General features: G+C 65.1%; 24 protein-coding genes, 1 tRNA gene and 1 pseudogene. 15 read left to right on the plus strand and 11 right to left on the minus strand.

Annotated features, from left to right (window positions below):
• Positions 1 to 65 precede the first annotated feature (65 nt).
• Positions 66 to 665, plus strand: coding sequence for a transglycosylase SLT domain-containing protein (locus ACUDP5_RS22280; RefSeq protein ID WP_025139513.1), 600 nt, complete (start codon positions 66 to 68; stop codon positions 663 to 665).
• Between the two features lie 47 nt (positions 666 to 712).
• Here the strand turns inward: ACUDP5_RS22280 and ACUDP5_RS22285 are convergent, their stop codons facing one another.
• A complete protein-coding gene (locus tag ACUDP5_RS22285; RefSeq protein WP_025139514.1) occupies positions 713 to 1372 on the minus strand; it encodes a thiopurine S-methyltransferase in 660 nt (219 codons plus the stop codon).
• A gap of 283 nt (positions 1373 to 1655) precedes the next feature.
• Between ACUDP5_RS22285 and ACUDP5_RS22290 the strand changes: the two genes are divergently transcribed.
• The 3 genes from ACUDP5_RS22290 to ACUDP5_RS22300 all read left to right on the plus strand — a co-directional run bounded on the left by ACUDP5_RS22290 (position 1656) and on the right by ACUDP5_RS22300 (position 3872).
• A complete protein-coding gene (locus ACUDP5_RS22290) occupies positions 1656 to 2201 on the plus strand; it encodes a fasciclin domain-containing protein (RefSeq protein ID WP_263911567.1) in 546 nt (181 codons plus the stop codon).
• An 82-nt stretch (positions 2202 to 2283) separates the two neighbouring features.
• Entirely contained in the window at positions 2284 to 2997 is a 714-nt protein-coding gene (locus ACUDP5_RS22295) for a tetratricopeptide repeat protein (protein ID WP_263911566.1), read from the plus strand.
• Between the two features lie 65 nt (positions 2998 to 3062).
• Positions 3063 to 3872 (plus strand): hypothetical protein, encoded by an 810-nt coding sequence (locus ACUDP5_RS22300; RefSeq protein WP_445657223.1) that lies wholly within the window; start codon positions 3063 to 3065, stop codon positions 3870 to 3872.
• Positions 3873 to 3951: 79 nt separating this feature from the next.
• On the opposite strand, the pseudogene ACUDP5_RS22305 reads toward ACUDP5_RS22300, so the two are convergent.
• The 3 genes and pseudogenes from ACUDP5_RS22305 to ACUDP5_RS22315 form a co-directional block, all read right to left on the minus strand.
• Positions 3952 to 4689, minus strand: a pseudogene (locus ACUDP5_RS22305) (YoaK family protein); the annotation flags it as partial.
• 14 nt (positions 4690 to 4703) lie between these two features.
• Complete coding sequence (locus ACUDP5_RS22310; RefSeq protein WP_445657224.1) at positions 4704 to 5393, minus strand: lysozyme inhibitor LprI family protein; 690 nt, start codon at positions 5391 to 5393, stop codon at positions 4704 to 4706.
• A 128-nt stretch (positions 5394 to 5521) separates the two neighbouring features.
• The gene (locus tag ACUDP5_RS22315) at positions 5522 to 6568 is read right to left on the minus strand and encodes an aldo/keto reductase (protein ID WP_445657225.1); all 1047 of its coding nucleotides are present in this window, start codon (positions 6566 to 6568) and stop codon (positions 5522 to 5524) included.
• Positions 6569 to 6884: 316 nt separating this feature from the next.
• Between ACUDP5_RS22315 and ACUDP5_RS22320 the strand changes: the two genes are divergently transcribed.
• The 5 genes from ACUDP5_RS22320 (at position 6885) to ACUDP5_RS22340 (ending at position 11421) form a co-directional block, all read left to right on the plus strand.
• Positions 6885 to 7844 carry an AraC family transcriptional regulator gene (locus ACUDP5_RS22320; RefSeq protein WP_263911561.1) on the plus strand — a complete coding sequence of 320 codons (960 nt, stop codon included), beginning with the start codon at positions 6885 to 6887 and terminating at the stop codon, positions 7842 to 7844.
• Positions 7845 to 7999: 155 nt separating this feature from the next.
• Positions 8000 to 8548, plus strand: coding sequence for a DUF3455 domain-containing protein (locus ACUDP5_RS22325; protein ID WP_445657226.1), 549 nt, complete (start codon positions 8000 to 8002; stop codon positions 8546 to 8548).
• Between the two features lie 124 nt (positions 8549 to 8672).
• Positions 8673 to 9242 carry a sigma-70 family RNA polymerase sigma factor gene (locus ACUDP5_RS22330; protein ID WP_445659204.1) on the plus strand — a complete coding sequence of 190 codons (570 nt, stop codon included), beginning with the start codon at positions 8673 to 8675 and terminating at the stop codon, positions 9240 to 9242.
• Positions 9239 to 9964: an anti-sigma factor gene (locus ACUDP5_RS22335; protein ID WP_445657227.1), complete on the plus strand. Its 726-nt coding sequence runs from the start codon at positions 9239 to 9241 to the stop codon at positions 9962 to 9964. The genes ACUDP5_RS22330 and ACUDP5_RS22335 overlap by 4 nt, the downstream gene beginning before the upstream one ends.
• A gap of 833 nt (positions 9965 to 10797) precedes the next feature.
• Positions 10798 to 11421: a response regulator gene (locus tag ACUDP5_RS22340; RefSeq protein ID WP_263911557.1), complete on the plus strand. Its 624-nt coding sequence runs from the start codon at positions 10798 to 10800 to the stop codon at positions 11419 to 11421.
• 80 nt (positions 11422 to 11501) lie between these two features.
• On the opposite strand, the gene ACUDP5_RS22345 is transcribed toward ACUDP5_RS22340, so the two are convergent.
• Complete coding sequence (locus ACUDP5_RS22345) at positions 11502 to 12647, minus strand: sterol desaturase family protein (RefSeq protein ID WP_263911555.1); 1146 nt, start codon at positions 12645 to 12647, stop codon at positions 11502 to 11504.
• A 278-nt stretch (positions 12648 to 12925) separates the two neighbouring features.
• Between ACUDP5_RS22345 and ACUDP5_RS22350 the strand changes: the two genes are divergently transcribed.
• The 3 genes from ACUDP5_RS22350 (at position 12926) to ACUDP5_RS22360 (ending at position 14296) form a co-directional block, all read left to right on the plus strand.
• Complete coding sequence (locus ACUDP5_RS22350; protein ID WP_263911614.1) at positions 12926 to 13150, plus strand: YdcH family protein; 225 nt, start codon at positions 12926 to 12928, stop codon at positions 13148 to 13150.
• Between the two features lie 190 nt (positions 13151 to 13340).
• The gene (locus ACUDP5_RS22355) at positions 13341 to 13559 is read left to right on the plus strand and encodes a hypothetical protein (protein ID WP_445657228.1); all 219 of its coding nucleotides are present in this window, start codon (positions 13341 to 13343) and stop codon (positions 13557 to 13559) included.
• Positions 13560 to 13693: 134 nt separating this feature from the next.
• A complete protein-coding gene (locus tag ACUDP5_RS22360) occupies positions 13694 to 14296 on the plus strand; it encodes a LysE/ArgO family amino acid transporter (protein ID WP_263911552.1) in 603 nt (200 codons plus the stop codon).
• A gap of 39 nt (positions 14297 to 14335) precedes the next feature.
• Here the strand turns inward: ACUDP5_RS22360 and ACUDP5_RS22365 are convergent, their stop codons facing one another.
• The 3 genes from ACUDP5_RS22365 to ACUDP5_RS22375 form a co-directional block, all read right to left on the minus strand.
• Complete coding sequence (locus tag ACUDP5_RS22365) at positions 14336 to 14803, minus strand: carboxymuconolactone decarboxylase family protein (protein ID WP_263911551.1); 468 nt, start codon at positions 14801 to 14803, stop codon at positions 14336 to 14338.
• A 142-nt stretch (positions 14804 to 14945) separates the two neighbouring features.
• Positions 14946 to 15944, minus strand: a complete 999-nt coding sequence (locus tag ACUDP5_RS22370) for an esterase (protein WP_263911549.1) — start codon at positions 15942 to 15944, stop codon at positions 14946 to 14948.
• Positions 15934 to 17298, minus strand: a complete 1365-nt coding sequence (locus ACUDP5_RS22375) for a 2-hydroxycarboxylate transporter family protein (protein WP_445657229.1) — start codon at positions 17296 to 17298, stop codon at positions 15934 to 15936. The genes ACUDP5_RS22370 and ACUDP5_RS22375 overlap by 11 nt, the downstream gene beginning before the upstream one ends.
• Positions 17299 to 17394: 96 nt before the next feature.
• On the opposite strand from ACUDP5_RS22375, the gene ACUDP5_RS22380 reads away from it, so the two are divergent.
• Complete coding sequence (locus tag ACUDP5_RS22380; protein ID WP_263911547.1) at positions 17395 to 18369, plus strand: LysR family transcriptional regulator; 975 nt, start codon at positions 17395 to 17397, stop codon at positions 18367 to 18369.
• The gene (locus ACUDP5_RS22385) at positions 18366 to 18842 is read left to right on the plus strand and encodes a hypothetical protein (protein WP_263911546.1); all 477 of its coding nucleotides are present in this window, start codon (positions 18366 to 18368) and stop codon (positions 18840 to 18842) included. Before ACUDP5_RS22380 ends, ACUDP5_RS22385 begins: the two co-directional genes overlap by 4 nt.
• Positions 18843 to 19172: 330 nt before the next feature.
• Here the strand turns inward: ACUDP5_RS22385 and ACUDP5_RS22390 are convergent.
• Positions 19173 to 19249: transfer RNA gene (locus ACUDP5_RS22390), tRNA-Pro, on the minus strand.
• Between the two features lie 154 nt (positions 19250 to 19403).
• Here ACUDP5_RS22390 and ACUDP5_RS22395 point away from each other — a divergent pair.
• Positions 19404 to 20759, plus strand: a complete 1356-nt coding sequence (locus tag ACUDP5_RS22395) for an MFS transporter (protein ID WP_445657230.1) — start codon at positions 19404 to 19406, stop codon at positions 20757 to 20759.
• A gap of 64 nt (positions 20760 to 20823) precedes the next feature.
• On the opposite strand, the gene pstB is transcribed toward ACUDP5_RS22395, so the two are convergent.
• Together pstB and pstA are read right to left on the minus strand one after the other, a co-directional pair.
• Positions 20824 to 21600: a phosphate ABC transporter ATP-binding protein PstB gene (pstB, locus tag ACUDP5_RS22400; protein ID WP_006221056.1), complete on the minus strand. Its 777-nt coding sequence runs from the start codon at positions 21598 to 21600 to the stop codon at positions 20824 to 20826.
• Positions 21601 to 21647: 47 nt separating this feature from the next.
• Positions 21648 to 22502 (minus strand): phosphate ABC transporter permease PstA, encoded by an 855-nt coding sequence (gene pstA, locus ACUDP5_RS22405; protein WP_175194414.1) that lies wholly within the window; start codon positions 22500 to 22502, stop codon positions 21648 to 21650.
• Between the last annotated feature and the right edge of the window lie 19 nt (positions 22503 to 22521).

The following is a 22521-nucleotide window of genomic DNA, read 5'->3' on the forward strand; positions in this document are numbered from 1 at the left end:
CAATCACCGTAACCAATGACACAAACCCCTCACTGCCGCCCGCCGGCCCCAGGAGAAGACTGCCAATGACACGGCTCTTGTTGCCGCTGCCGCTGTTGACGGCGCTGGCCGGCTGCGCCACGGCGCCGCCCTCGAACCCCGAGAACATCTGCGCCATCTTCCGCGAAAAGCCCGATTGGCACGATGCCGCGTTGAAGGTGCAGAAAAAATGGGGCGCGCCGGTGCAGGTGCCGATGGCCATGATGTACCAGGAATCCTCGTTCAAGCAGGACGCCGTGCCGCCGCGCTATTACTTCCTGGGCATCATCCCCTGGGGTCGGGTCAGTTCCGCCTACGGTTACGCGCAGGCCAAGGACGAGACCTGGGGCGACTACAAGAAAGACGCCGGCGGCTGGGGTTCAAGCCGCGACAATTTCGCCGACGCGCTGGATTTCATGGGTTGGTACATGAACAAGACCCAGCGCCTGAACGGCGTGTCCAAGTCGGATGCCTACGGTCAGTACCTGAACTACCACGAAGGCTGGACCGGCTACCGCAACCGCAGCTACGACCGCAAGGCCTGGCTCAAGACGGTATCGAAGAAGGTGCAGGCGCGCGCCGACAAATTCGCCAGCCAGTACAAAAGCTGCGAAAAGGACCTGACGCGCGGCGGCTGGTTTTTCTAAGCGGCTTTTGCCAAGGGAAGCGGCTCGCGCCGCCCCCTGGGGCGCGCTCAGGCCTGCACGCCCAGCCGATACACCACGGTATCGAGCCGGCTGACCCCGCGTTCGGCGAACTTGGGTTCCTTGGCCAGGATGTCGCGGCGGTCGATGATGACGGCCGGCGACACACCGGTGAACAAGGCCCGCACTTCGGTATCGACCAGCGCGAACGGCGGGCCTTCCATCTCTTCCTGGGGATAGTCCAGGGTGATCAGCAAGCCGCGATAGCCCGGCGCCAACTGCCCGTAGACGTGGCGCACGTAGGCGCCGCGCATGTCCGCCGGCAGGGCGATCAGGGCCGCCCGGTCATAGGCGCCCACGCAGTGCGACAGCAGTTGCGCATCCAGTTTGAAGATATCGCCGCAGATGATCTCGATATTGCCCGCGACATAATGCTTGCCGTAGGCGGTGTCGTGGATGACGGGCTTGAGCTCGTTTTCGGTGAAGAATTGCTCGACCGCCAATTGGGACAGTTCCACGCCCAATACCTGAAAGCCCTGGGCCGCCAGCCACACCATATCCAGCGACTTGCCGCATAGCGGCACCAGCACCTTGCCCCCGGGGGGCACCGACAGCGTCGGCCAGTATTTCTGCAACAGAGGCGTCACGCGCGTTTGATGAAAATGCGTGCGACCGTCGCGCCAGCGTTCCAACCAGAATTCCGCGTCCATGCTTTGTATTTATCCTCCTGAAAATAGCGAATTACTCCATTCGCGGGCGGTGCCGCGCGCCGGTGCGCGGCTTGGCAAGACCCCTTGATACTACCTGTCTGGCGTCAGGGCAGCATCGGGAACAAGCACCCGAATAATGCTCATACTCGCGTGGCGTCAAGGCAAAGGCTTGGCGACACAGGCGTCGGGGCACGCTCCTAGGGTTTATCCCAACTCTTGTTTTGCATCCAGGCCAACGCCAGCCCCGTATGTGTTCGTGACGGCCAACACAAAGGAGATCGTCATGAAATTGCTAGCCTCGATTGCCATCGCCAGCTCCGCCCTGACCCTGTCGCCGACCTACGCGGCCGACGTCATGGTGGGTGGACAAGCGATGATGCCCAGCAAGACCATCGTTGCCAACGCGGTCAATTCCGCCGACCACACCACCCTGGTCGCGGCCGTGAAAGCCGCCGGCCTGGTGGATACGCTGCAGGGCAAGGGCCCGTTCACGGTCTTCGCGCCCACCAATGCCGCCTTCAACAAGCTGCCCGCCGGCACGGTCGACACGCTGGTCAAGCCGGAAAACAAGGCCACCCTGAGCAAGATCCTGACCTACCACGTGGTGCCGGGCAAACTGGACTTCGACGCCCTGGCCGCCAAGGCCAGGAAGGGTGGCGTCACCGAACTGACCACGGCCAGCGGCGGCAAGCTCTGGGTCATGATGAACGGCAAGCACAACCTGACCGTCAAGGACGAAAAGGGCGGTGTGGCCAACATCAGCACCTATGACGTGTACCAATCCAACGGCGTGATCCACGTGATCGACAGCGTGTTGATGCCCAAGTAGTCGCATCCGGGATATCGTAGGGGTCCCTGTGACCCCTACCCGCCCGCTCATGACCGCAACGCTGCTTCGTACGGTTCGATCGTTGTCCGGTTTACCTCTCGCCGCCGTATCCGGCCTGCTGGCCGTCTTGCTGCTTGTCGGCCCCCCCGCGCAAGCGCAGCCCCTGGAATTCGATAATGCCTACAAGGCCGAACTGGCTTCGGAGAGCGCCGCCTTGCGCGCCCGCATCCAGCAATGGCCCGCGCCGCTGCAGGACATGAACCAGCAGATCTCCGCCGCGCTGCGCGCCAACGATCCGGCGCAGGCGCAGCGCATTGCCGAAGCCCTGTCGCAGCGCGAGCCGGCCAATGCCGACGTCAAGAACTTCCTGGGCAAGCTGCAATCCATCAACGGCCAGCAGGCCGCCGCGGTGAAGCTGTTCGACGAGGCGATCACGCTGGCCCCGGACAACCGCTGGTTCTACGTGAACAAGGCCGGTGCGCAGGCCGAGTTGCGGGACCTGCCCAACGCACTGGCCACGGCGCGCGCCCTGACCGCGCGCTATCCGCAATGGAGCATCGGGCTGAACCTGGAAGCCGCGCTGCTGGACGGCCTGGACCGCATTCCGGAGGCACTGAAAGCGTACGAACAAGCGGTGGCGGCCACGCCGCCCAGCGCCCAGATCCTGACCAACCAGGGCTTGCTGCTGCGGCGGCTGGGCCGCCAGGCCGACGCCCGCGCCAGTTTCGAGGCCGCGCTACGGGTGCAGCCCGGCTATGCGCGAGCCGAGGCCGAACGGGCGTCGTTGCCGCGCTAGCCGCTTCATTCAAGGCCATGGTCCCCCCGGCGCAACAGCCGCCCGCAGCCCCAGGAATCGCCCTCATGCCCCTTATGCAGTCCGACACGTCCATGCCGCCCCCTGAACCGCTCGCTTGCCCGCCCCGCCGCGCCCTGGCACTGGCGATGGCGGCGCTGGCCTGCGCCCCCTTGCGCATGGCAACTGCCGCGGGTAGCGCAGCGCCGAACGACCGCGAGGCCATCATCCGCCGCGTGTTCCAGGCGGACCTGGCAGGCATCCGCTACGGCGCAGACCACGCCAAGCTGATGCGCCACCTGGGCGTGATCTGGATTCCTGTGGAATCCGGCGCGCCCGGCATCGAATTCGAATATCCGCTGGGCGGCAAGGACACGGTGGCCGCGGCGATGGCGTTGCTGGGTACGGCCGACAGCCGCCTGGCGACGCAGCGCATGGCCGAGGTCTGCCGGCTGGTGCCCGCCTATGTGCGCGGTATCGGTCAGTTGCCGCCCGGCCGCTATGCCCTGCCGCCGCAACGGCGCGAGGCCTTCGACTTTCCGGATAGTGGCGTGGACGCCAAGGGCTTTTTCCGGCTGCATCGCGAGCACCTTGCCCTGCTGCGTGCGGCCAACTGGCGTGAAGCGGGCAAAGGTGCGCTGGAAGCCGTGCTGCGCGAAGGCGACGCCTACTGGCCCATGCCGTACATCGACGGCAAGCGCCCGTATGGCGACAGCAGCTTCTTCCAGATCGATATGGCACGCGTGCTGGGCCAGCCCTATGCGCTCGACGCCCAGGGCCGTGCCATCACCGAGCCGGCCAAGGACGCGCGCCTGGCCAGCCTGCACGGGCAGACGGCCGCCGCGCTGCAGGTCTTCCTGGCCTACGCGAAAGCCTAGGCCGGCATCGCGGCAACGACGGTTCACACAATGGCCGCATGCCGGACGCCGCGGGGCATCACGGCCGAGAGAAGAACCCGCGGATATCGTCGGCCACCGGCACTGCCGCCAGCACCATCAGGCACAGCGCCAGCGGCAACGTGGACCCGAAGCCGTAATGGAAGAACGAATACGCGCCCACCACGCCGCCGGTGAAAAACAACGTGACCATCGCGCCCAAGACGACCAGCTTGCCGCGATCGGCCCGCACGGGTGGCGAATTCGCGGCGTCGGATCGCGCCAGGTTCCAGTAGAACAGCTTGCCCAGCTCGATGCCGATATCGGTGACCATGCCGGTCACGTGGGTGGTGCGGATTTCGGACTTCGACACCTTCGTGATCATCGCATTCTGCAGGCCCATGATGTAGCACAGCAGCATCACGGTGCCCGGTACGTAGAACCAGCGTAACGTTTCCAGGTTGGCACCCAAGAGACCGAACACCAGCAGCAGCACGGCCTCGACCAGCAGCGGCAGCGCGAACTCGCTGGCCAGGTGCGAACGGCGCCCGAAGTGGATCAGCGAGGCCGACGTGGCCGCCCCCGCCAGGAACGACAGCAGAGCAGCCAGCCCCTGCAGCACCACCGCCAGGCCGCCCAGCGCCATGTGGTCGGCCATCATCGAGACGATGCCCGACATGTGCGAGGTGTACTGCTGCACGGCCAGGAAGCCGCCCGCGTTGACCGCACCCGCGGTGAAGGTCAGGATATAGGCCAGCCGCCGATTGGCCTGCGGCGTACGGCTGACGGCGGTGAGCTGGCGCAGGAAGGGAATGGGCACGATGGCGCAGCGCCTCAGCGCAACGGGAAGTAGATACCGGCCAACGACCCATTGAAGCCGCAACTGGGCGAACTGGCTTCGCTCTTGTCACCGGGAGGCGGCACTTCTTCGAGCCCCAGGCCCGAGCCCACGCGGCGCAACACCAGCGTCCACCCGTCGCCGTCCTGCTCCTGGAGCACCAGCGTATCGCCGCTCAGTGCGCCCACCCCCGAGGCTTCGCAAACCCAGCTGGCGTTGTAAGGCGCCGCTGCGGAAACCTTGGCAGCCAGACGGCCATCGGCAAGCCGAGTCACTTTGAGCTCGCCGCTGAAGTTGCCCCAATTTCCTTCGAAACCCTTGCGTGGCGCCAGTTCAAGCGCCGTCAGGAATGCTTCGCGATCCCGCAAGCGCTCGGCGATTTCCTCGGCGCCCGTCGCGCTATCTGTCGGGTGTTCGTAGGACTCATCGCGTAAACGGACGAACTGCCGCTGCTCGGACGACAGGGCCCGGGCCGTTTCGGCGTCAAAGGCCTTGCGCGCCTTGCCAAATTGGTTGGCAATACTGACGTCCAATGCCCCAAGCCTGGCATCGGCGCAGATCGCCTTTTCAGCGCTGCTTGTGGCGCGGGCGCAATCAAAGCTCGGGGTGGACGCCGCCCTGGCGCCCCCCTGCACGGCAACCGCCATGACCGCCGCGAAACCGGCGGCACGCGCATAGCGCTTCATAGAAAAAGCTCCCTGGACAATGAGTGGGCGGTCAACGCCAGCGACCGCCTCCGATCCCCAGGATTCTACAGCTGCCTTCCCAAGCGGCGGCGGTGTCAGCCGCCGCGCTTTCCCATCGGGCTGGCGGGTCAGCCCGCGTCCGACTCGGCCAGTTGCCGGCGGCGGAATTCGCCCTGGCGCACGTGCATCCAGCCCGGGTATTCCGGCGGCAACGCGCTGACCTTGTCCAACTGGTCCAGCTCGTCCGGCGTCAGCTTGATGGCGGTGGCCGCCAAGTTGTCGTCCAGCTGATCGACCCGCTTGGCGCCGATGATGACGCTGGTCACCGAACGCTGGTGCAGCAGCCAGGCCAATGCCACCTGCGCCACCGACACGCCGCGCGCATCCGCCACCTGGCGCAAGACGTCGATGCTGTCGAAGGCACGATCGCGGTCAACCGGCGGGAAGTCGAACTGGGCGCGGCGGCTGCCGGCCTCGGCCTGGCCGTCGCGGCGGTACTTGCCGCTGAGCAGGCCGCCCGCCAGGGGGCTCCAGACCATCAGGCCCACGCCTTCGCTCTGCAGCAGCGGCACGATCTCGCGTTCCAGGTCGCGGCCTGCGATGGTGTAGTACGCCTGCAGCGATTCGAAGCGCGCCAGGCCCAGGCGCTCGGCAATGCCCAGGGCCTTCATGATCTGCCAGGCCGCCCAGTTGGACACCCCCACGTAGCGCACGTGGCCGTGCTGCACCAGGTTGTCCAGCGCCCGCACGGTTTCCTCGACCGGCGTGGCCGGGTCGAAGCCGTGGATCTGGTACAGGTCGATATGATCCAGTTGCAGCCGCGACAGGCTTTTCTTGACGCTGTCCATGATGTGAAAGCGCGAATTGCCACGGGCATTGACGCCGGCGCCCGTCTGGCCGAACACCTTGGTGGCGATGACCACCTCGTCGCGCGCCACCTTCAGGTCGCGCAGCGCCTGGCCGGTGATGATTTCAGAGCGGCCCTCGGAATAGACATCCGCCGTGTCGATGAAGTTGACGCCCGCTTCCAGTGCGCGCCCCACCAGGCGGTTGGCGTCTTCCTGCTGCAGGTCGCCGATCTTGCTCCACAATTCGCCTTCGCCGCCGAAGGTCATGGTGCCCAGGCAAAGTTCCGAGACGAACAGGCCGGTGCTGCCGAATTTCTTGTACCGCATCATTGCACTCCTTCGTGGGCGCGGCGCGTCTCCAATCCCGGGATGGGAAGGCAGCAGGCGCGTGGCCGGGGTGGAAACAGTATGCGTCGCCGGGCCCTTCGGATGGATGCTCGATCCTGCCCTTTTTTTGCCTGATTCTCTGGCCCTCGACCCGCACGCCGGGCATCCGCCCGATCCTCCGCATTCTTTGCCTGATTCTCCGCGCCGCGCATCCGGGTGCACCATGAGGCCCAGCCCGGGTCTACACTCAATACCGCCTGATCCTCTGGCGGCCACGCAGCACGCGCGTGCGCGAGGCCGCCCACCCGGAGCCCCCATGCCTCCTACTTCCGACCTGCCCATTCCCGACTCTGCCGACCTCCTGGATGCCGCCTTCGAGCCCGCCCGGCGCGAACTGCTGGGCCTGCTGGAACGCATGACCGGCACCATGGAGGGATCGCTCGATACCCCCATCGAAGGCCTCTACCTGCACCGTATCTCGCAGCCCACCGGCGCCAAGCCCGGCCTGCAGAAAGCCGCGCTGGCGGTCATTGCGCAAGGATCCAAGCGCCTGTGGATCGGTGACGAAACCTACGAGTACGACCCCTTCCACTACTTGATTTCGTCGGTCGACCTGCCCGTGGTGGCCAAGGTATCGGTGGCCAGTCCGACCCTGCCCTACCTGGGACTGCGCCTGGATCTGAACCCGGAAGAGATTTCCGAGCTGATCAGCGACGAAAACCTGCCGCCGCTGGTGCCGGCCGAGGCGTCCCGCGCGCTGTGCGTCAATCCGCTGGGTGGCACGTTGCTGGACGTGGTGCTGCGACTGCTGCGCCTGTTGGACACGCCGCGCGACATCCCGATCCTGGCGCCGATGGTCAAGCGCGAACTGCTGTACCGCCTGCTGATGAACGGCCAGGGCGTGGTGCTGCGCCAGAGCGTGATGCAGGACAGCCAATTGAACCGCGTGGCCAAGGCCATTCGCATCCTGCGCGACAACTATGCCCAGCCCTTGCGGGTCGAGGAAATCGCCCGCGACGTCCACATGAGCGTGTCCTCGCTGCACCACCATTTCAAGCAGGCCACCGCCATGAGCCCGCTGCAATACCAGAAGCACCTGCGGCTGCAAGAGGCGCGCCGCCTCATGCTGACCGACGACGCCGGCGTTGCCCTGGCCGCGCACGCCGTGGGCTACGAAAGCTCGTCGCAGTTCAGTCGCGAATACAGCCGCCTGTTCGGCACCCCGCCCTTGCGCGACAAGCAGCGTTGGAAGGACGAGGCGCTGGCGGCTGCCTGATTCTCCGGCAAACAGGAGGTTCCTTCGGAGACGCCCGCTGGCCGAAAAAATAATTCCAATTGGCCTGCATCCAAATGCGGCTCCGGCGGGTAGTACCTGCAACGGCGCGCATCCTGCCCGCCGTATCCGCCAGGGACATCCCCAGGAGACCGCTCATGACCACTCGCCCCACCCCCGCCGCCGGCCTGCTGGCCGCCGCCCTGCTGGCCGCCTGCGGCCTGATGCCCGCCGCCCCGGCCATGGCGTATTCGCAGGACGCCCTGCCCGCACCCGTCCAGGTCCCCGCCGGCCACAAGGTCGCCTGGGAAACCGTCGGCGCGGGCGAAATCACCTATGAATGCCGCGCCAAGGCAGACGCCAAGGACCAGCTGGAATGGGTCTTCGCCGGCCCGAAAGCCGTGCTGAAGGATCGCCAGGGCAAACAGGTCGGCACCTACTACGGCCCGCCCGCCACCTGGGAGGCCGCCGACGGCTCCAAGCTGACCGGTACCCAGGTCGCCGTGGCGCCCGCCGGCGCCGGCAACCTGCCGTACCAATTGGTCAAGGCCAATCCCGCCATGGGCGCCGGCGCGCTCAATGGCGTCGCCTACATCCAGCGCACCGCGCTCAAGGGCGGCGTCGCCCCGCAAACGCCCTGCACCACGGCCGGCCAGCGCAGCCAGGTCTCGTACCAGGCCGACTACATCTTCTGGAAAGCGAACTGACGCGACGTGCAACGGCGACGTGCAACGACACGGGCCACGGCGGCGGGAGTCCGGTAACATGCCTGCATCCGCCGCCGCCCGGGCCTTGCCCGGGTCCCCGCCCACCGCCCCTGCCCCCGCGCGCATGCCGAACCGACCTGTTCCGGATTTCGATTACGAAGCGGCCCTTGACCAGTGCGCCGCGGGGCGTCGCTCGGCGCTGGAAGCCCTGTACCGCCAAGAAGGCCCACGGCTGCTGGGTGTGGCCCAGCGCATCCTGCGCGACCGCGCCCGGGCCGAAGACATCGTGCACGACGCCTTCGTCAATATCTGGAACCGTGCGGGCAGCTTCGACAGCGCGCGCGGCTCGGCCCGCGGCTGGATCTACAGCATTGCCCGCAACCTGGCGCTGAACGCCGTGCGTGACGGCCGCCACGAGACCGCCGTCGACGACGACACCGCCGCCGCGCTGGACGCCCGCGATGCGATCGAGGCCTGGCACGACACGCGTGAAGCCTTCGACTGGCGCGACAGCGCCGGCCGCATCGGCCCCTGCCTGGAACAACTGGAACCCGTGCGCCGCAACTGCGTGCTGCATGCCTACGTCGAAGGCCTGTCGCACGGTGAAATCGCGCAACGCCTGGGCGCCCCGCTGGGCACCGTCAAAGCCTGGATCAAGCGCAGCCTGAAAGCGCTGAAGGAATGCCTGGCATGAGCGCCCTGCCTGAACCCCCCGAAGGCCTGGACGAACTGGCCGGCGAGTACGTGCTGGGCACCCTGTCCGGCGCGCGCCGTCGCGACGTCGATGCCCGCCTGCCGCACGATGCCGCGCTGCGTGCCGCCGTCGACCGCTGGGAAGCGCGCCTGCTGCCGCTGGCCAACCTGGCCGCGCCGGTCGAGCCGTCGCCCGGCCTGTGGCCGCGTATCGAGAAGACACTGAACGGCCAGTCAGCCGCCGCCCGGGCCGGCGCATCGTCGCGCCCGGGGTGGTGGGACAGCCTGTTCTTCTGGCGCGGGGTCGCCGCCAGCGGCCTGGCCGCCGCCCTGGTCCTGGCCGGCACGTTGGCGCTACGGCCCGCGCAAACGCCCGGCCCGATGCAATACATGGTGGTGCTGGTCGCCCCTCAGTCGCAGACGCCGGGCTGGGTGGTGCAGGCGCAGGCGGGCGAGCGCGAGGTGCAACTGGTGCCGATCGCGGCCATGCAGGTGCCGGCCGATCGCGCGCTGGAATTCTGGACCAAGGCCGACGGCTGGGCCGGTCCGGTGTCGCTGGGCCTGGTCAAACCGGGCGAACCGGTGCGTATTCCGCTGGACAAACTGCCCCCGCTGGAACCCAACCAGTTGTTCGAATTGACGCTGGAACCGGCCACCGGCTCGCCCATCGGCAAGCCGACCGGTCCGATTCAATTCATCGGCCGGGCCGTCAAAGTAATGTAGCGTCGAGCGCGTGGCATTTTTCTGGAAAATGCCGGCCGCAACTTCGACCGGTTCCCCGCCCCGCATCATTTTATCGGCGGCACGACATATGCCTCGTCAACCGCACTGCGCCTGAAGGCGGACAACGGTTGACGATCGGCGAACGCAAGGCTCGCCAAAATGCCTTTTGCGCCGTGGCCCCTGCCTCTGTGGCAAGACGATATGACAGGCCAAACCATAATGCCGGGGCGGTCGATTCCGAGTATTGGATATTCCCCGGACAGTGACAGGATCGCGCGGCGCGGCGATCGACGCAGCGCCTGGATATTAGAAAATTAGAATCTTCCACACGCGCCAAACCGCTCGGCATGCGCAAGAATTCATTTATTTTAAAAATCCACTGCCCTTTGCCTTGATGCTGCAAGCGGCCGATATTTCTACTGCCACATAAGGTTGCACCACCGGAAATCGCAAGCGTATTTCTGGTGCATTTCAAGCCAGATTGACGATCAGAAAATCGCGCGAGCAGACGCGCCCTCATCCGAGCCCGGTTCGCGCTACCTAGCCACACGGCGATCGATCGGATCGCCCCGCGATGCGTTGCCCGCAGTTGGCCCGGGGACCCGCATTCCTTCTTCCCCAAGGGCTGCGCTGCCGCCTCCGCTTTGCGTCCTGCTGCGGTCGGTCCATGCCTGGCATCCGTTCCTCTGCGGCCCCATGCGCCTGGCCGATCCTGCCTCACCCGTGCGGCCTGCCCGCGCTCCGCTTCCTGCCATTGCCTCGCGCATTCGACCGCACACGCAGCGCGCCACCGCGTGCCCTCCCTTGTCCCAACCATCAGGAGCATAGACATCATGCGAGTCATCGCCATTGACGACCACCCCTTGGTTCTTACCGCACTTGGACAAATCCTGGGCGACCTGCCCGCTGTTCAGCTGGTCGGCTGCGCATCCACCATCATCGGGCTGCGTGACCTGCTGGCCCGCCATGCCGCCGATGTCTTGATCGCCGATTACTCGCTGCCTCGGGAAGATGCGGCGGACGGCCTTACCCTCGTGAAATGGATCCAGCGGCAGTATCCCCACATGAAGATCGTCGTCTTCACCATGCAGGACAACGCGGCCATTATTCGCGTCATTATCGAAAACGGTGTGGCGGCGGTGGTCAGCAAGCGCGACCCGCTGACCCATATTGCCATTGCGCTGGAGCGGGTCGACGGTGGCCTGGCCTACCAGTCTCCCACCATATTGACCCTGCTGAATGAAAGCTGGCATACGGTCCGCGGTACCGCGTTGAGCGACAAGGAACTGGAAGTACTGCGCCTGTTCGCGGCGGGCATGTCCATGACCGAGGTGGCGGTCAAGATCAACCGCACCGTCAAGACCGCCAGCGCGCACAAGGTATCCGCGATGCGGAAAATCGGCGCCAGAAACGATTCAGAGCTATATAACGCGCTGCGCGAGCTGCGGTTTTTCTGAACCCTGGAAATTTCCAGTATCCACGCGGCCGATCCATGCGCCCCCAGTGAGGCGGCGCTCGGCGAGCCGAGTCGATCGGCCTACTTCTTGCGGAATGGGTAGGCCTGCTGCGCCAGGAATGTGCCGGGCATGTCGTTGTCCAGGATGCCGTAGTTCTGCGGCAGACGGTTGCCGGCGCCGCGCACGGCGGTGCCGAACAGGTAATCGATGAACGACAGATGGGCCGCGTAGTTCTTGTCGATGGCTTCCGTGTCGGACGAATGGTGCCAATGATGGAAATCCGGAGTCACGATCACGTAGCGCAGCCAGCCCCAGGGCAGCTTGACGTTGGAGTGAATCAGCACCGCCTGGAACCCGACGATGATGATGTAGGCGTCCAGCACCGGCTTGGAAAACCCCAGCGCGAACAGGACGCCCAGCACCGCCACACGCGTGATCAGCAGCTCGACGATGTGCAAGCGTGAGCCGGCCAGCCAGTCCAGCGTGCGGGTGCTGTGGTGCACCGCATGGATGCGCCACAGGAACGGTACCTCGTGATACGCCCGATGCGCGGCGTACTGCACCAGATCGGCCACCAGCACGGCCAGGAACAACTCGGCCAGGTAGGGCAACGACTGGATGGCCTGCTGCAGCGGTTCATACGCCGCCCACGAGAACAGCCTGTGCACGAAGAAGTTGATGCACAGCAGCACCGCCCCCACCGAGAGGTGGTTGAACAGGAAATGCTTCATGTCCACTTGCCATTCACCGCGGAACACCGGTTGGCCGGGGTACAGCGGAAACAGCTTCTCGAAGATGATGAACACGGTGCTGGACGCCAGCAGGTCCAGGATGAACCAGTCCAGCCCGAGGTAGGGGGTGTGGCCGGTATTGGTACTGGTCACCACGACCTGGCTGCCGCCGGCCGCCACTGCGCCGCACACCAGGACGAATGCAGCGATATTGAGCCAGCGCTGGCGGCCGAAGACAATATTCGTCAACGCAATCGTGCCCGACACCAGCAAGGCGCCGAACAACAGCGCGCGCATCGCTTCGACCGTATAGAAGCTGCGCAGCTCGGGTGTTGTCAGATACGCCGGAAAGTGAAACGCCAGCACGCCCAGCACGGACAGGATCGCCAGGAACAGCGCAATCACGCCGGTGATCATGCCGGTACCCGGGTGGATGCGACCGTCCTGCTTGAACAAATTCACAACCTGACGGTGAAGGGGCGCGCGCTGATTCATTGCACTCTTATGGCAGACCACGGGGAAGCGAGTGTATCCCCCCCGCCCTCGCAGAGCATGTAATTAAACGTGAGTGGATAAGACCATCCCTATTCGTCCCAAAACCGCGCCAATCCTTGTGTTGCGTCAAATCCCCCCAAATAGTGGCCCCGATGGCGAAGGAAGGTCGGTTGACTTTGACTGGCCGGTGCGATGTCATGGAATCGACCGTTCATTGCGGGCCGGCCTGCCGGCCGCAGCGCAGTCGTTTTTCAACCGGATCACAGCACGAGGCCGCCATGTTTCCTGAGTACCGCCAACTGATTACCCAACTGAAAGCCGAAAACGGCCACTTCTCGGCCCTGTTCCAGCGGCACAATGACCTGGACCAGGAAATCAAGAACATGGAGGCCGGCATTATCCCGGCGTCCGATGGCGCCGTCGAAGTGCTCAAAAAAGAGAAACTGCTGCTCAAGGACAAGCTGTACAGCCTGTTGCTCGCCGCGGACCAGAAAGCAGGCTAGCGTACGCGCCTGCTTGCGCATCCCCCGCCAGGGCGCCGATCTCGGCGCCCTTTTTGCATCTGCACCTCGTGCCGCCCCTCGCTTGCTGACGTTTAGCTGAACGAATAGAATTCCCGTGTCCGGCCCGTTGCCGGAGGCATACGCAAGGTGGTGCAAGGTGCATGACAGAGATTTCAAGCCAGGCGAGGCCGTGTCGCCTGTAACCGGTTGGGCCATGCTGCCTCTCGTGGAACACGACTCCCTGCTCTTGCGGCTGGATTTTCTGCCCGCCCCGACGCCTTCGGCCGCCGAGGGCAGCGCCCGTGGCCGCGTCTATGCCATGACGTCCGAGCAGTTGCAATTGCTGCTGGATTCGCTGCAGGCCCAGCTCGACAAGTTGCAACCCGGCCCCACCGCCGCGCGCCACTAGCTCGGCTGACCGCGCCCGCGCCCCGGCTGCGCGGCCCAGCGCCGACTTCAGCAGTACTAAAGATAGATTAGTATCTTTAGATTCTCTAACCAGGCCACAACCGCTAGTCTGTCGCCCTTGCTTCAAGGTGCCACATGACTCACGCTTTCCTGCCCGGTTTTCTCCTCAGCCTCAGCCTGATCCTTGCCATCGGCGCACAGAACGCCTTCGTGCTGCGCCAGGGCCTGCGCCAGGAACACGTGTTTGCCGTCTGCCTGGTGTGCGCGGTCTCGGACGCCCTGTTGATCGCGGCGGGCATTGCGGGCTTCGGCCTGGCGTCCAACGCCCTGCCCTGGCTGGAACCGGTGCTGCGCTACGGCGGCGCGCTGTTCCTGTTCGTCTATGCGGCTCGCAGCCTGCGGTCGGCCCTGCGCAACCACGGCAGCCTCACCCCGTCCTCGCGGCAAGCCGCCGGGCTGGGCGCCACGCTCGCCGCCTGCCTGGCCTTCACCTGGCTGAACCCGCACGTGTATCTGGACACCGTGGTGCTGCTGGGATCGATTTCCAGCCAATACGAAGGGCAAAAGACCGCCTTCGCCCTGGGCGCCATGACGGCGTCGTTCCTGTTCTTCTTCACGCTGGGCTTCGGCGCCCGACTGCTGCGGCCCGTGTTTGCCAGCCAGACCGCCTGGCGGGTATTGGATGCGCTGGTCGGCGTCGCCATGCTGGCGATCGCGCTGAAGCTGATCTGGCCCTGAGGCGGGCACGGACCCGATCCCGCGGAGCCCGCCGGCCCCTTACTGCGCCTGCGCCGCCTTCTTCGCGGCGGCCGGCACATTGCGGAACGTCACGCCCAGCCGATTGAAGGCATTCATCAGGCCGATCGCATAGGTGAGGTCCGCCAGTTCCTTGTCATTGAACTGCGCGGCAGCCGCCTGGTAGTCGGCGTCCGGCACGCCGGTTTCAGCCACCCGCGTCACGCATTCGGCCCAGGCCAGCGCGGCCTGTTCACGCGCGCTGAACACCGCGCCGGCTTCGCGCCACACGGGCACCAGCACCAGCTTGTCCACGGCCACGTCCTGCTTGAGCAGGTCGCGCGAGTGCATGTCGATGCAATAGGCGCAGCCATTGATCTGCGACACCCGCAAATACACGAGATTGACCAGCACTTCCGGCAGGCCGCAATGGCGCAGATAGGTGTAGACGGCGCCGTAGGCCTTGTAGCCCTCGGGCGAGGCCTGGGCGTAGTCGATGCGATTGCTCATGATGGGTCCTGATGGAGGGATATCGAAGCCTCCATGGTGCGCCCCGACGACGTTTTTCGATAGATCCAAGAACCGGGTTGCGTGCTGGGCCATGATGCGCCGGGCCTTGGCCGCCCCGGCGACACGTGGCCCCCGGTTGCCGTCAGCCTTGAGGCACCCGGGCCAGAACCCAATCGGCCGCCAGGGCCGCGAGGTCCGCGGAGTTATCGTCCATCATGAGCAAATGGGAATTGCCGTGGATACCCGCAGCAGGCAGATCCAACACGTCCGCACGTCCCCCCGCAGCCCGAATCCGCGCCAGCCAATCATCAGCCCCCGCTCGGTACCGACGCCACAACTCGCTGTGGGCAAAATGATCGCCCCAGATGACCAGGTGCGGCACGCTTGCGGCAGCGCAGGCGGCAGCCGCGTCCAACGCCGGCGCACCGGCAGGTTCCACCAGGACCACGGCGGCGATCGCCGCGGGCATTCGGGCCGCCAGTTGCGCCGCGTGGCGCGCCCCTTCGCTGTGGGCCACGACGATGCTACGCCCGAAATGCTGCAATAGCTCACCATAGGCCGCCAGCGTCGCCTCGGTGTTGCAGGTCCAGCGTGCCACGAACTGCTTGGCGAACTGGTCCGCGCGATGAATCGGAAAGCGCATCCCGGCATGGGCCAACGCCGATCGGTACCCGCCCTGTGGACCGAAGCGGAAGATGGACCACGCCTGGTCCAGCGTCCGATGCTCCGGCGCCTCGGGAGTAATGTCGGGATACGGCGCCCAGGAAGCCCTGCCGCGCTCCACCGCGTCGGTGACGCAGGTGTGAAACCTGCGCCGCATGAAGCACTCATGCCAGCCCGCCCGGCCGTCCGGCGTCTCTTCCCAGGTCGCCCCCGTCATGCCTCCGCCGTGCCAGAACAGCACGGGCGTCTGGCGGGTTGCGTTGGCCAGTTCGAAATGCTGCGCGTACAGCTGGCCGACCTGATAGCGGCCATTGGGATCCGACCGGCGTGGCGGCTCGCCGGGCACGGTCTCGATCGTCTTTCTGGGCAGGCCGTGCAGATCCACCGCCCGTCCGCCGACGTGAAAGCCACGCACGCGACGCAGCGCAATCACTTCATCAGGTGCAGCGGGCGGCACGGTCAGCAGGTCACACGACATAGCGAACCGCCACCAGCGCGAGCGTTACCGTAATGGCGCCGCCGATCCGCGTGGAGATTTGCGCGAACGGCATCAGCGACATCCGGTTGGCGGCCGTCAGGATGGCGATGTCGCCGGTACCGCCCTGTCCGCTATGGCAAGCATTCACCACGGCGACATCGATGGAGTACATGCGCAGCCGACGCGCCACCAGGAAGCCGGTCGCGATCATCGAAAAAACAGTGGCAAAGACCGTCACCAGCGTAGGCACATTGAACGCACTGACAAATTTGTCCCACGGCGTCAACGCCACGCCCATGGCGAACAGCAAGGGATAGGTCACGACCTTGGACGTAAAGGCATACAGGTCCTTGCCCGCGCTTTCGATCTTCGGAGGAATCATGCGCAGGAGCTTCATTGCCACCACCAGGATCAGCATGGCGATGGGGGCCGGGAAATCGAACAGCTTCTGGCTCAACGTACCCAGCAGATACAGGCCCACCACCGTCACCAGGCCGCTGCCCAGCGCCATCGGGTCGAACACCGACGGCACCGGCTTGCGGTCCGCTGCGGCCTGCATGGGATCCGCCCCGGGCTGCAGTTGCCCTTCGCCGGTCAGGTGCGGATATCGCTTGCCCAGCATATTCAACAGCCCCGCCAGCATTACCGCGGTAAAACTGCCCAGCATGACCACCGGGATGATCTGGGCGAACAGCGCTTCCTGCGGCTGCGCCATCAGTATCGAATACCCCAGCGACAAGGGAATCGCCCCCTCGCCCAATCCCCCCGCCATGATGGGAATGACGATGAAGAACAGGCTGTGTATCCAGTCAAAGCCCATCGCCATGCCTACCGCCGTGCCGACCCCACCCGCCACGACCGACCCGGCCGCCAGCGGTACGAAGATCTTCAGGAATCCAGCCACCAGCACATCGCGCGGCATGCTCATGATGCTGCCGACAATGATGATGGCGATGTACAGGTACAGGAAATTGGAAACCTTGGTAAAGGTCTGCACCGACTCCACCACTTGCGGCGGAATCACGCCATGGAATGTCAGCGCAGAAGGCACGACGAACGCCATGATCGCCGCCACACCCGTCACCGAAATCAGGCGGACCCGCTTGCCCAGCTCCATGAAGATGAAGCCGCCGACTGCCAGTACGCCGATCGACATCGACAGGTCGGAGGGCACCTTGCCTTTCAGCGTCATGATGCCGATCACGCCCAGCAACGCCAGGAAAATCGGCAGCGGCACCACCCCGATCTCGATGCTCATCAGCTTCAGCCACCCGCGCAGCCAGGGCTTGCCCGCCCTGTCTTGCGAGCCGTCAACCGCCAGCGGCGGCGCGGCCGCCTGTTCAGCCTGTCTCATTGCGCGTCCTTATTGTTATGCGAGGAAGCGGCGACTGTATCCAGGCAACCCATAAATGTAAAATATGCCAAATTTATTCTTCCATATAAATAATCAATGGATGAGATCGGCAAGCTTCCGCTGACGATGCAGCACCTGGCCTCGCTGATTGCCATCAGCGAGGCGGGCAGCATGACCGCCGCTGCACAGCGCCTGGGCATGGCCCAGCCCGCGCTGAGCATTGCCGTCGCCAAACTTGAAGCCAGGCTTGGCATGGCGTTGCTGCATCGCGAACCCCGTGGCGTCCAGCTCACCCAGGCCGGCCAATTGCTGCTTGCGCGCGCCTACGACATCCTGGAATTGGCGCAGACCAGTCTGCGCGAGCTGGACGGGCTACGCCAGGAACCGCAAGGTGACGTGGCCATCGGCTTGCCGTCCTCGACGGCGGCGGTGGCAGCGCTACCCATCATCGAGCGGCTGTCCAGCCGCTACCCGAAAATCAAGCTGCGCGTGGTGGAAGCCTTTTCCGGGTACCTGTGGAAATGGCTGCAGAACAGCGAGATCGATATGGCCGTGGTGTTCGACCGCTCGGCCACGGTCGACCTGCATTGCCTGCCGTTGGCTCAGGAAACCATGCACCTGGTCAGCCGCCGCGGTACCCGCGCCCGCCATGCGCCCGTGAAAATGGCCGAGCTGGGCGCTTATCCCCTGGCCATGCCGTCTCGTGCCAACGGCTTTCGCGCGGCATTGGAATCGCATGCCGAAAAGTATGGCGCCGCCCTGGATGTCGCGCTGGAAATCGACGCCGGACACCAACTGGTCAAACTCGTCGCCAGTGGCCGGTACCATAGCGTGCTGGCCCCCTGCGCGGTCAGGGACGAAATCGAAGCGCGGCTGTTGGTGGCCCGACCGATCGAACCGCCGCTGGCCCGCACCGTATGCCTGGCCCACCGTAAGGTGGGCAAAGCCTCGACTCCTATCAAACTGGTCGCCGATGAGGTCATCGAAGAATGCCGCAGTCTGATCGAATCGGGAATCTGGCAGGCAACACTCCCCCCGCCTGGCAACTCGCACAAGGAACCCCACGCATGAAGGCTCTTTTACTGTTCGCGCTGTCCATCTTGGCCTGGCCTGCACATGCCGACTGCCAGGCACCGGCGCAGTGGACGCGCACCTTTCATGAAAGGCACGCCGATTTCTACTGGAAGCCGGATAGCCATGACCCGTCGCTGTTCACTCCCGAGTTCGACCAGGCGCTGCGCAAGGAATGGGACTACGCCAAGGGCGAGGTGGGTCATCTGGACTACAACCCCTGGCTTGGCGCCCAAGACGGCGATATGGCGGCCAGGCCCGTCTTCGACACCGAAACCGAATCTCCCGACACGGCAATCGTGGCAATGCGATACCCCTTCGCGCTCGAGCCCGGCGGCCCGCAGACACCGCAGATCGTTCACTTGGTCTTAAAGCGCGAAGCGTTACAGTGCTGGCGATTGGACGACCTCATCACACCGCTGGGGGAATCGCTTCGGCGGACGTATGGCGGCCTGGCCAACACTGCCTCTTGAAAGCCAGGATGAGGTAGCCCAGGAACATCCTCACTGCGATGAAAAGGAAACCCTGGCGCAACCCGACTGATTGGTTGGCATCCCCCCACAGCTTGCCTGCGGCAATGGCCGCGGTTGCGGCCGACGGAAGACTGACGATTGCGTCCAGACACCATTTCCTGCGCCACAATGGCCGTGGTTTGGTTCCGGGGATGGGTTTCGGCAACCAAGTCAGGCAAATCTTCAGCGGCGACCACAACCCGACCGACTCTGCGCATCTCCTGCCGTTCTTCGAACACCACAAGAACAAAGGCCGCTAGCGACTGTTATCGCTAGCGGCCTTGCCGTATGTGGTCGGGGCGGTGGGATTCGAACTCACGACCCTCTGCTCCCAAAGCAGATGCGCTACCAGGCTGCGCTACGCCCCGAGGGTGGCAACTATACCAGATACCGACGCCCCCCAGAAACGCCGCTGCCCGCAAGAGGCCTGGCCAGACCGGGCCGGGCAATCCCCTGATTGACACCTATATAGTTGAAGCATAAATTAAATTCGATCTTATAACGACATTCATCGGGAAAAACATGGCTACCGCCGCCTCATCTTCCGCCTGGGCCACGCCCTCGCGGACCACCTACACCGTGCTGTTCGTCTGCTGGCTGGCAATCCTGTTCGAAGGTTACGACGTGGGGGTGATGGGCGCGGTGCTGCCCGCCCTGGCCGACGACAAGAGCTGGAACCTGACGCCGATCCAGCTGGGCATGCTGGGCAGTTACGCGCTGGCCGGCATGTTCGTGGGCTCGTTCGCGGTGGGGACGCTGTCTGACCTGCTGGGGCGCCGGCGCATGCTGCTGGCCTGCGTCACGCTGTTTTCCTTGACCATGATCGGCGCGGCCTGGGCGCCCACGCCGGCCTGGTTTGCGACGTTCCGCTTCATCGGCGGACTAGGCTTGGGCGGCGTGATTCCGGTGGCGGCGGCGCTGACCATCGAATATTCCCCGCCGGCCAGGCGAGGCTTCAACTATGGGGTCATGTATTCCGGCTATTCGCTGGGCATCCTGTGTTCGGCGGCGGTGGCCATGGCGCTGCTGCAGCACTGGGGCTGGCGCTCGGTGATCCTGGTGGGCGCGGCGCCGCTGCTGCTGGTGCCGCTGCTGGCGCGCTGGCTGCCCGAGTCGCTGGAATACCTGCTGGCCAAGGGCGACGAAGCCGGCGCGCGCGCCATGGCCGATCGTCTTGGCATCGCGTCGCTGGATCCGTTCCGGCCGCGCGAAGTGGCGGGCGAGAAAGCCACCTGGCGCGACGTGATGGCGGCGGTGTTCTCGCCACGCCACCTGCGCGCCACGCTGTGCTTCTGGGGCGCGTTGTTCCTGGGCATGATGCTGGTGTATGGCCTGAACACCTGGCTGCCGCAGATCATGCGCAAGAACGGCTATGACCTGGGGTCCAGCCTGTCGTTCCTGCTGGTGTTCAGCCTGGCGTCCGCCATTGGCGGCCTGGTACTGGGCCAGTTCGCCGACAAGACCGAACCGCGCAAGATCGTGGCGCTGTTCTTCCTGGTGGGCGCCGTCGGCATCTACTGCCTGACCTACAACAACCCGCTGGTCGTGAATTACCTGTGGGTGGCGCTGGCCGGCGTGGGCAGCATTTCATCTTCGCTGATCCTGACGGGCTACCTGGCGGGCTACTACCCGGCGCATGCGCGCGGCGCGGCCACCGGCTGGGCGCTATCGTTCGCCCGCATCGGCGCGATGAGCGGCCCCATCGTCGGCGGCTACCTCGCCAGCCTGCAACTGCCGCTGGCGTGGAACTTCATCGCCTTCTCGTGCGCAGCGGTGCTGGCGGCCGTGTTCGTGATCCTGATCCCCGGACGCTATGCGGGCGGCTCCCAGGCCCAGCCCGCCACCCGCCCGCAGACCCTGCAACAGCAGCGATCCTGAAAACGACAACGGCGCGCCTTGCGGGCGCGCCGTCCATGCCCCGGCCGTGCAGGCCGGTGCCCGATCAGCCGAAACGGCCGGTGATGTAGTCTTCGGTTTCCTTGCGCGACGGCTTCACGAAGATCTGGTCGGTCTGGCCGAATTCCATCAGCTCGCCCAGGTACATGTAGGCCGTGTAGTCCGAGCAGCGCGCGGCCTGCTGCATGTTGTGGGTCACGATGACGACGGTGTAGTCGTTCTTGAGTTCGGCGATCAGTTCTTCGATCTTGGCGGTCGAGATCGGATCCAGCGCCGAGCAGGGTTCGTCCAGCAGCAGCACTTCCGGCTTGATGGCCACGCCGCGGGCGATGCACAGGCGCTGCTGTTGGCCGCCCGACAGGCTGTTGCCGCTCTGGTGCAGCTTGTCCTTCACTTCGTTCCAGAGCGCGGCCTTGCTCAGCGCCCACTCCACGCGCTCGTCCATCTCGCCCTTGGACAGGCGTTCGAACAGACGCACGCCGAAGGCGATGTTGTCGTAGATGCTCATGGGGAACGGCGTGGGCTTCTGGAACACCATGCCGACCTTGGCGCGGATCAGCGAAATGTCGGTCTTGGCGGTGAGCAGATTCTCGCCGTCCAGGATGATCTCGCCCTCGGCGCGCTGGCCCGGATACAGCTCGAACATGCGGTTGAAGGTACGCAGCAGCGTGGACTTGCCGCAGCCCGACGGGCCGATGAAGGCGGTGACCTTCTTCTCCTGGATCGACATGTTCACATTGCGGATCGCATGGAACTTGCCGTAGTAGAAGTTCAGGTTCTTGACCTCGATCTTGTTCTTGACGGCGGTAGCGGTGTTTTCCATTTGGTTTCCCTAGGTCCGGCGCGCCTGGCGCGCCGGCAAAGCGATCTTTACTTGCGGAACATGTTGCGGGCGAGGATGTTGATGCCCAGCACCAGCAGCGTAATCAGGGTGGCCCCGGCCCAGGCCAGGTCGTTCCAGTCCTTGAAGGGGCTGGCGGCGTATTGGTAGATCACGACCGGCAGGTTGGCCATCGGGCCGTTCATGTTGGTCGACATGAACTGGTTCGACAGCGCCGTGAACAAGAGCGGTGCGGTTTCACCCGAGATGCGGGCAATCGCGAGCAACACGCCGGTGATGATGCCGGTCTTGGCAGCGCGATAGCAGACCAGCGTGATCATGCGCCACTTGGGGCAGCCCAGCGCGGCCGCGGCCTCGCGCAGGCTGTTGGGCACCAGCAGCAGCATGTTGTCGGTCGTGCGCACCACCACCGGGATCACCAGGATCGACAGCGCGATGGCGCCGGCCCAACCCGAGTAGTGCCCCACCTGCGCCACGTACACGGCGTAGATGAACAGGCCGATGATGATCGACGGCGCCGACAGCAGCACGTCGTTCAGGAAGCGCGTGGCCGGCGCCAGCCAGCCGCGCTGGCCGTATTCGGCCAGGTAGGTGCCGGCCAGGATGCCGACCGGTGTGCCGATCAGCGTGCCCACGCCGGCCATCATCACGCTGCCGAAGATGGCGTTGATCAGGCCGCCGGTTTGCCCCGGCGGCGGCGTGATTTCGGTGAAGAGCGTGTACGACAGCGCCGGCGCGCCCTTCGTCAGCAGCGTCAGGATGATCCAGAACAGCCAGAACAGCCCGAACACCAGCGTGCCCAGCGAGATGGTCAGCATGATGCGGTTGACCACGCGGCGCCGGCGATACACGCCGTTCTGCATATTGAGTACGGATACAGCCATGTTCTTTTCCTTGGGCTCG

Source organism: Achromobacter sp. NCFB-sbj8-Ac1-l (genome assembly GCF_052695805.1).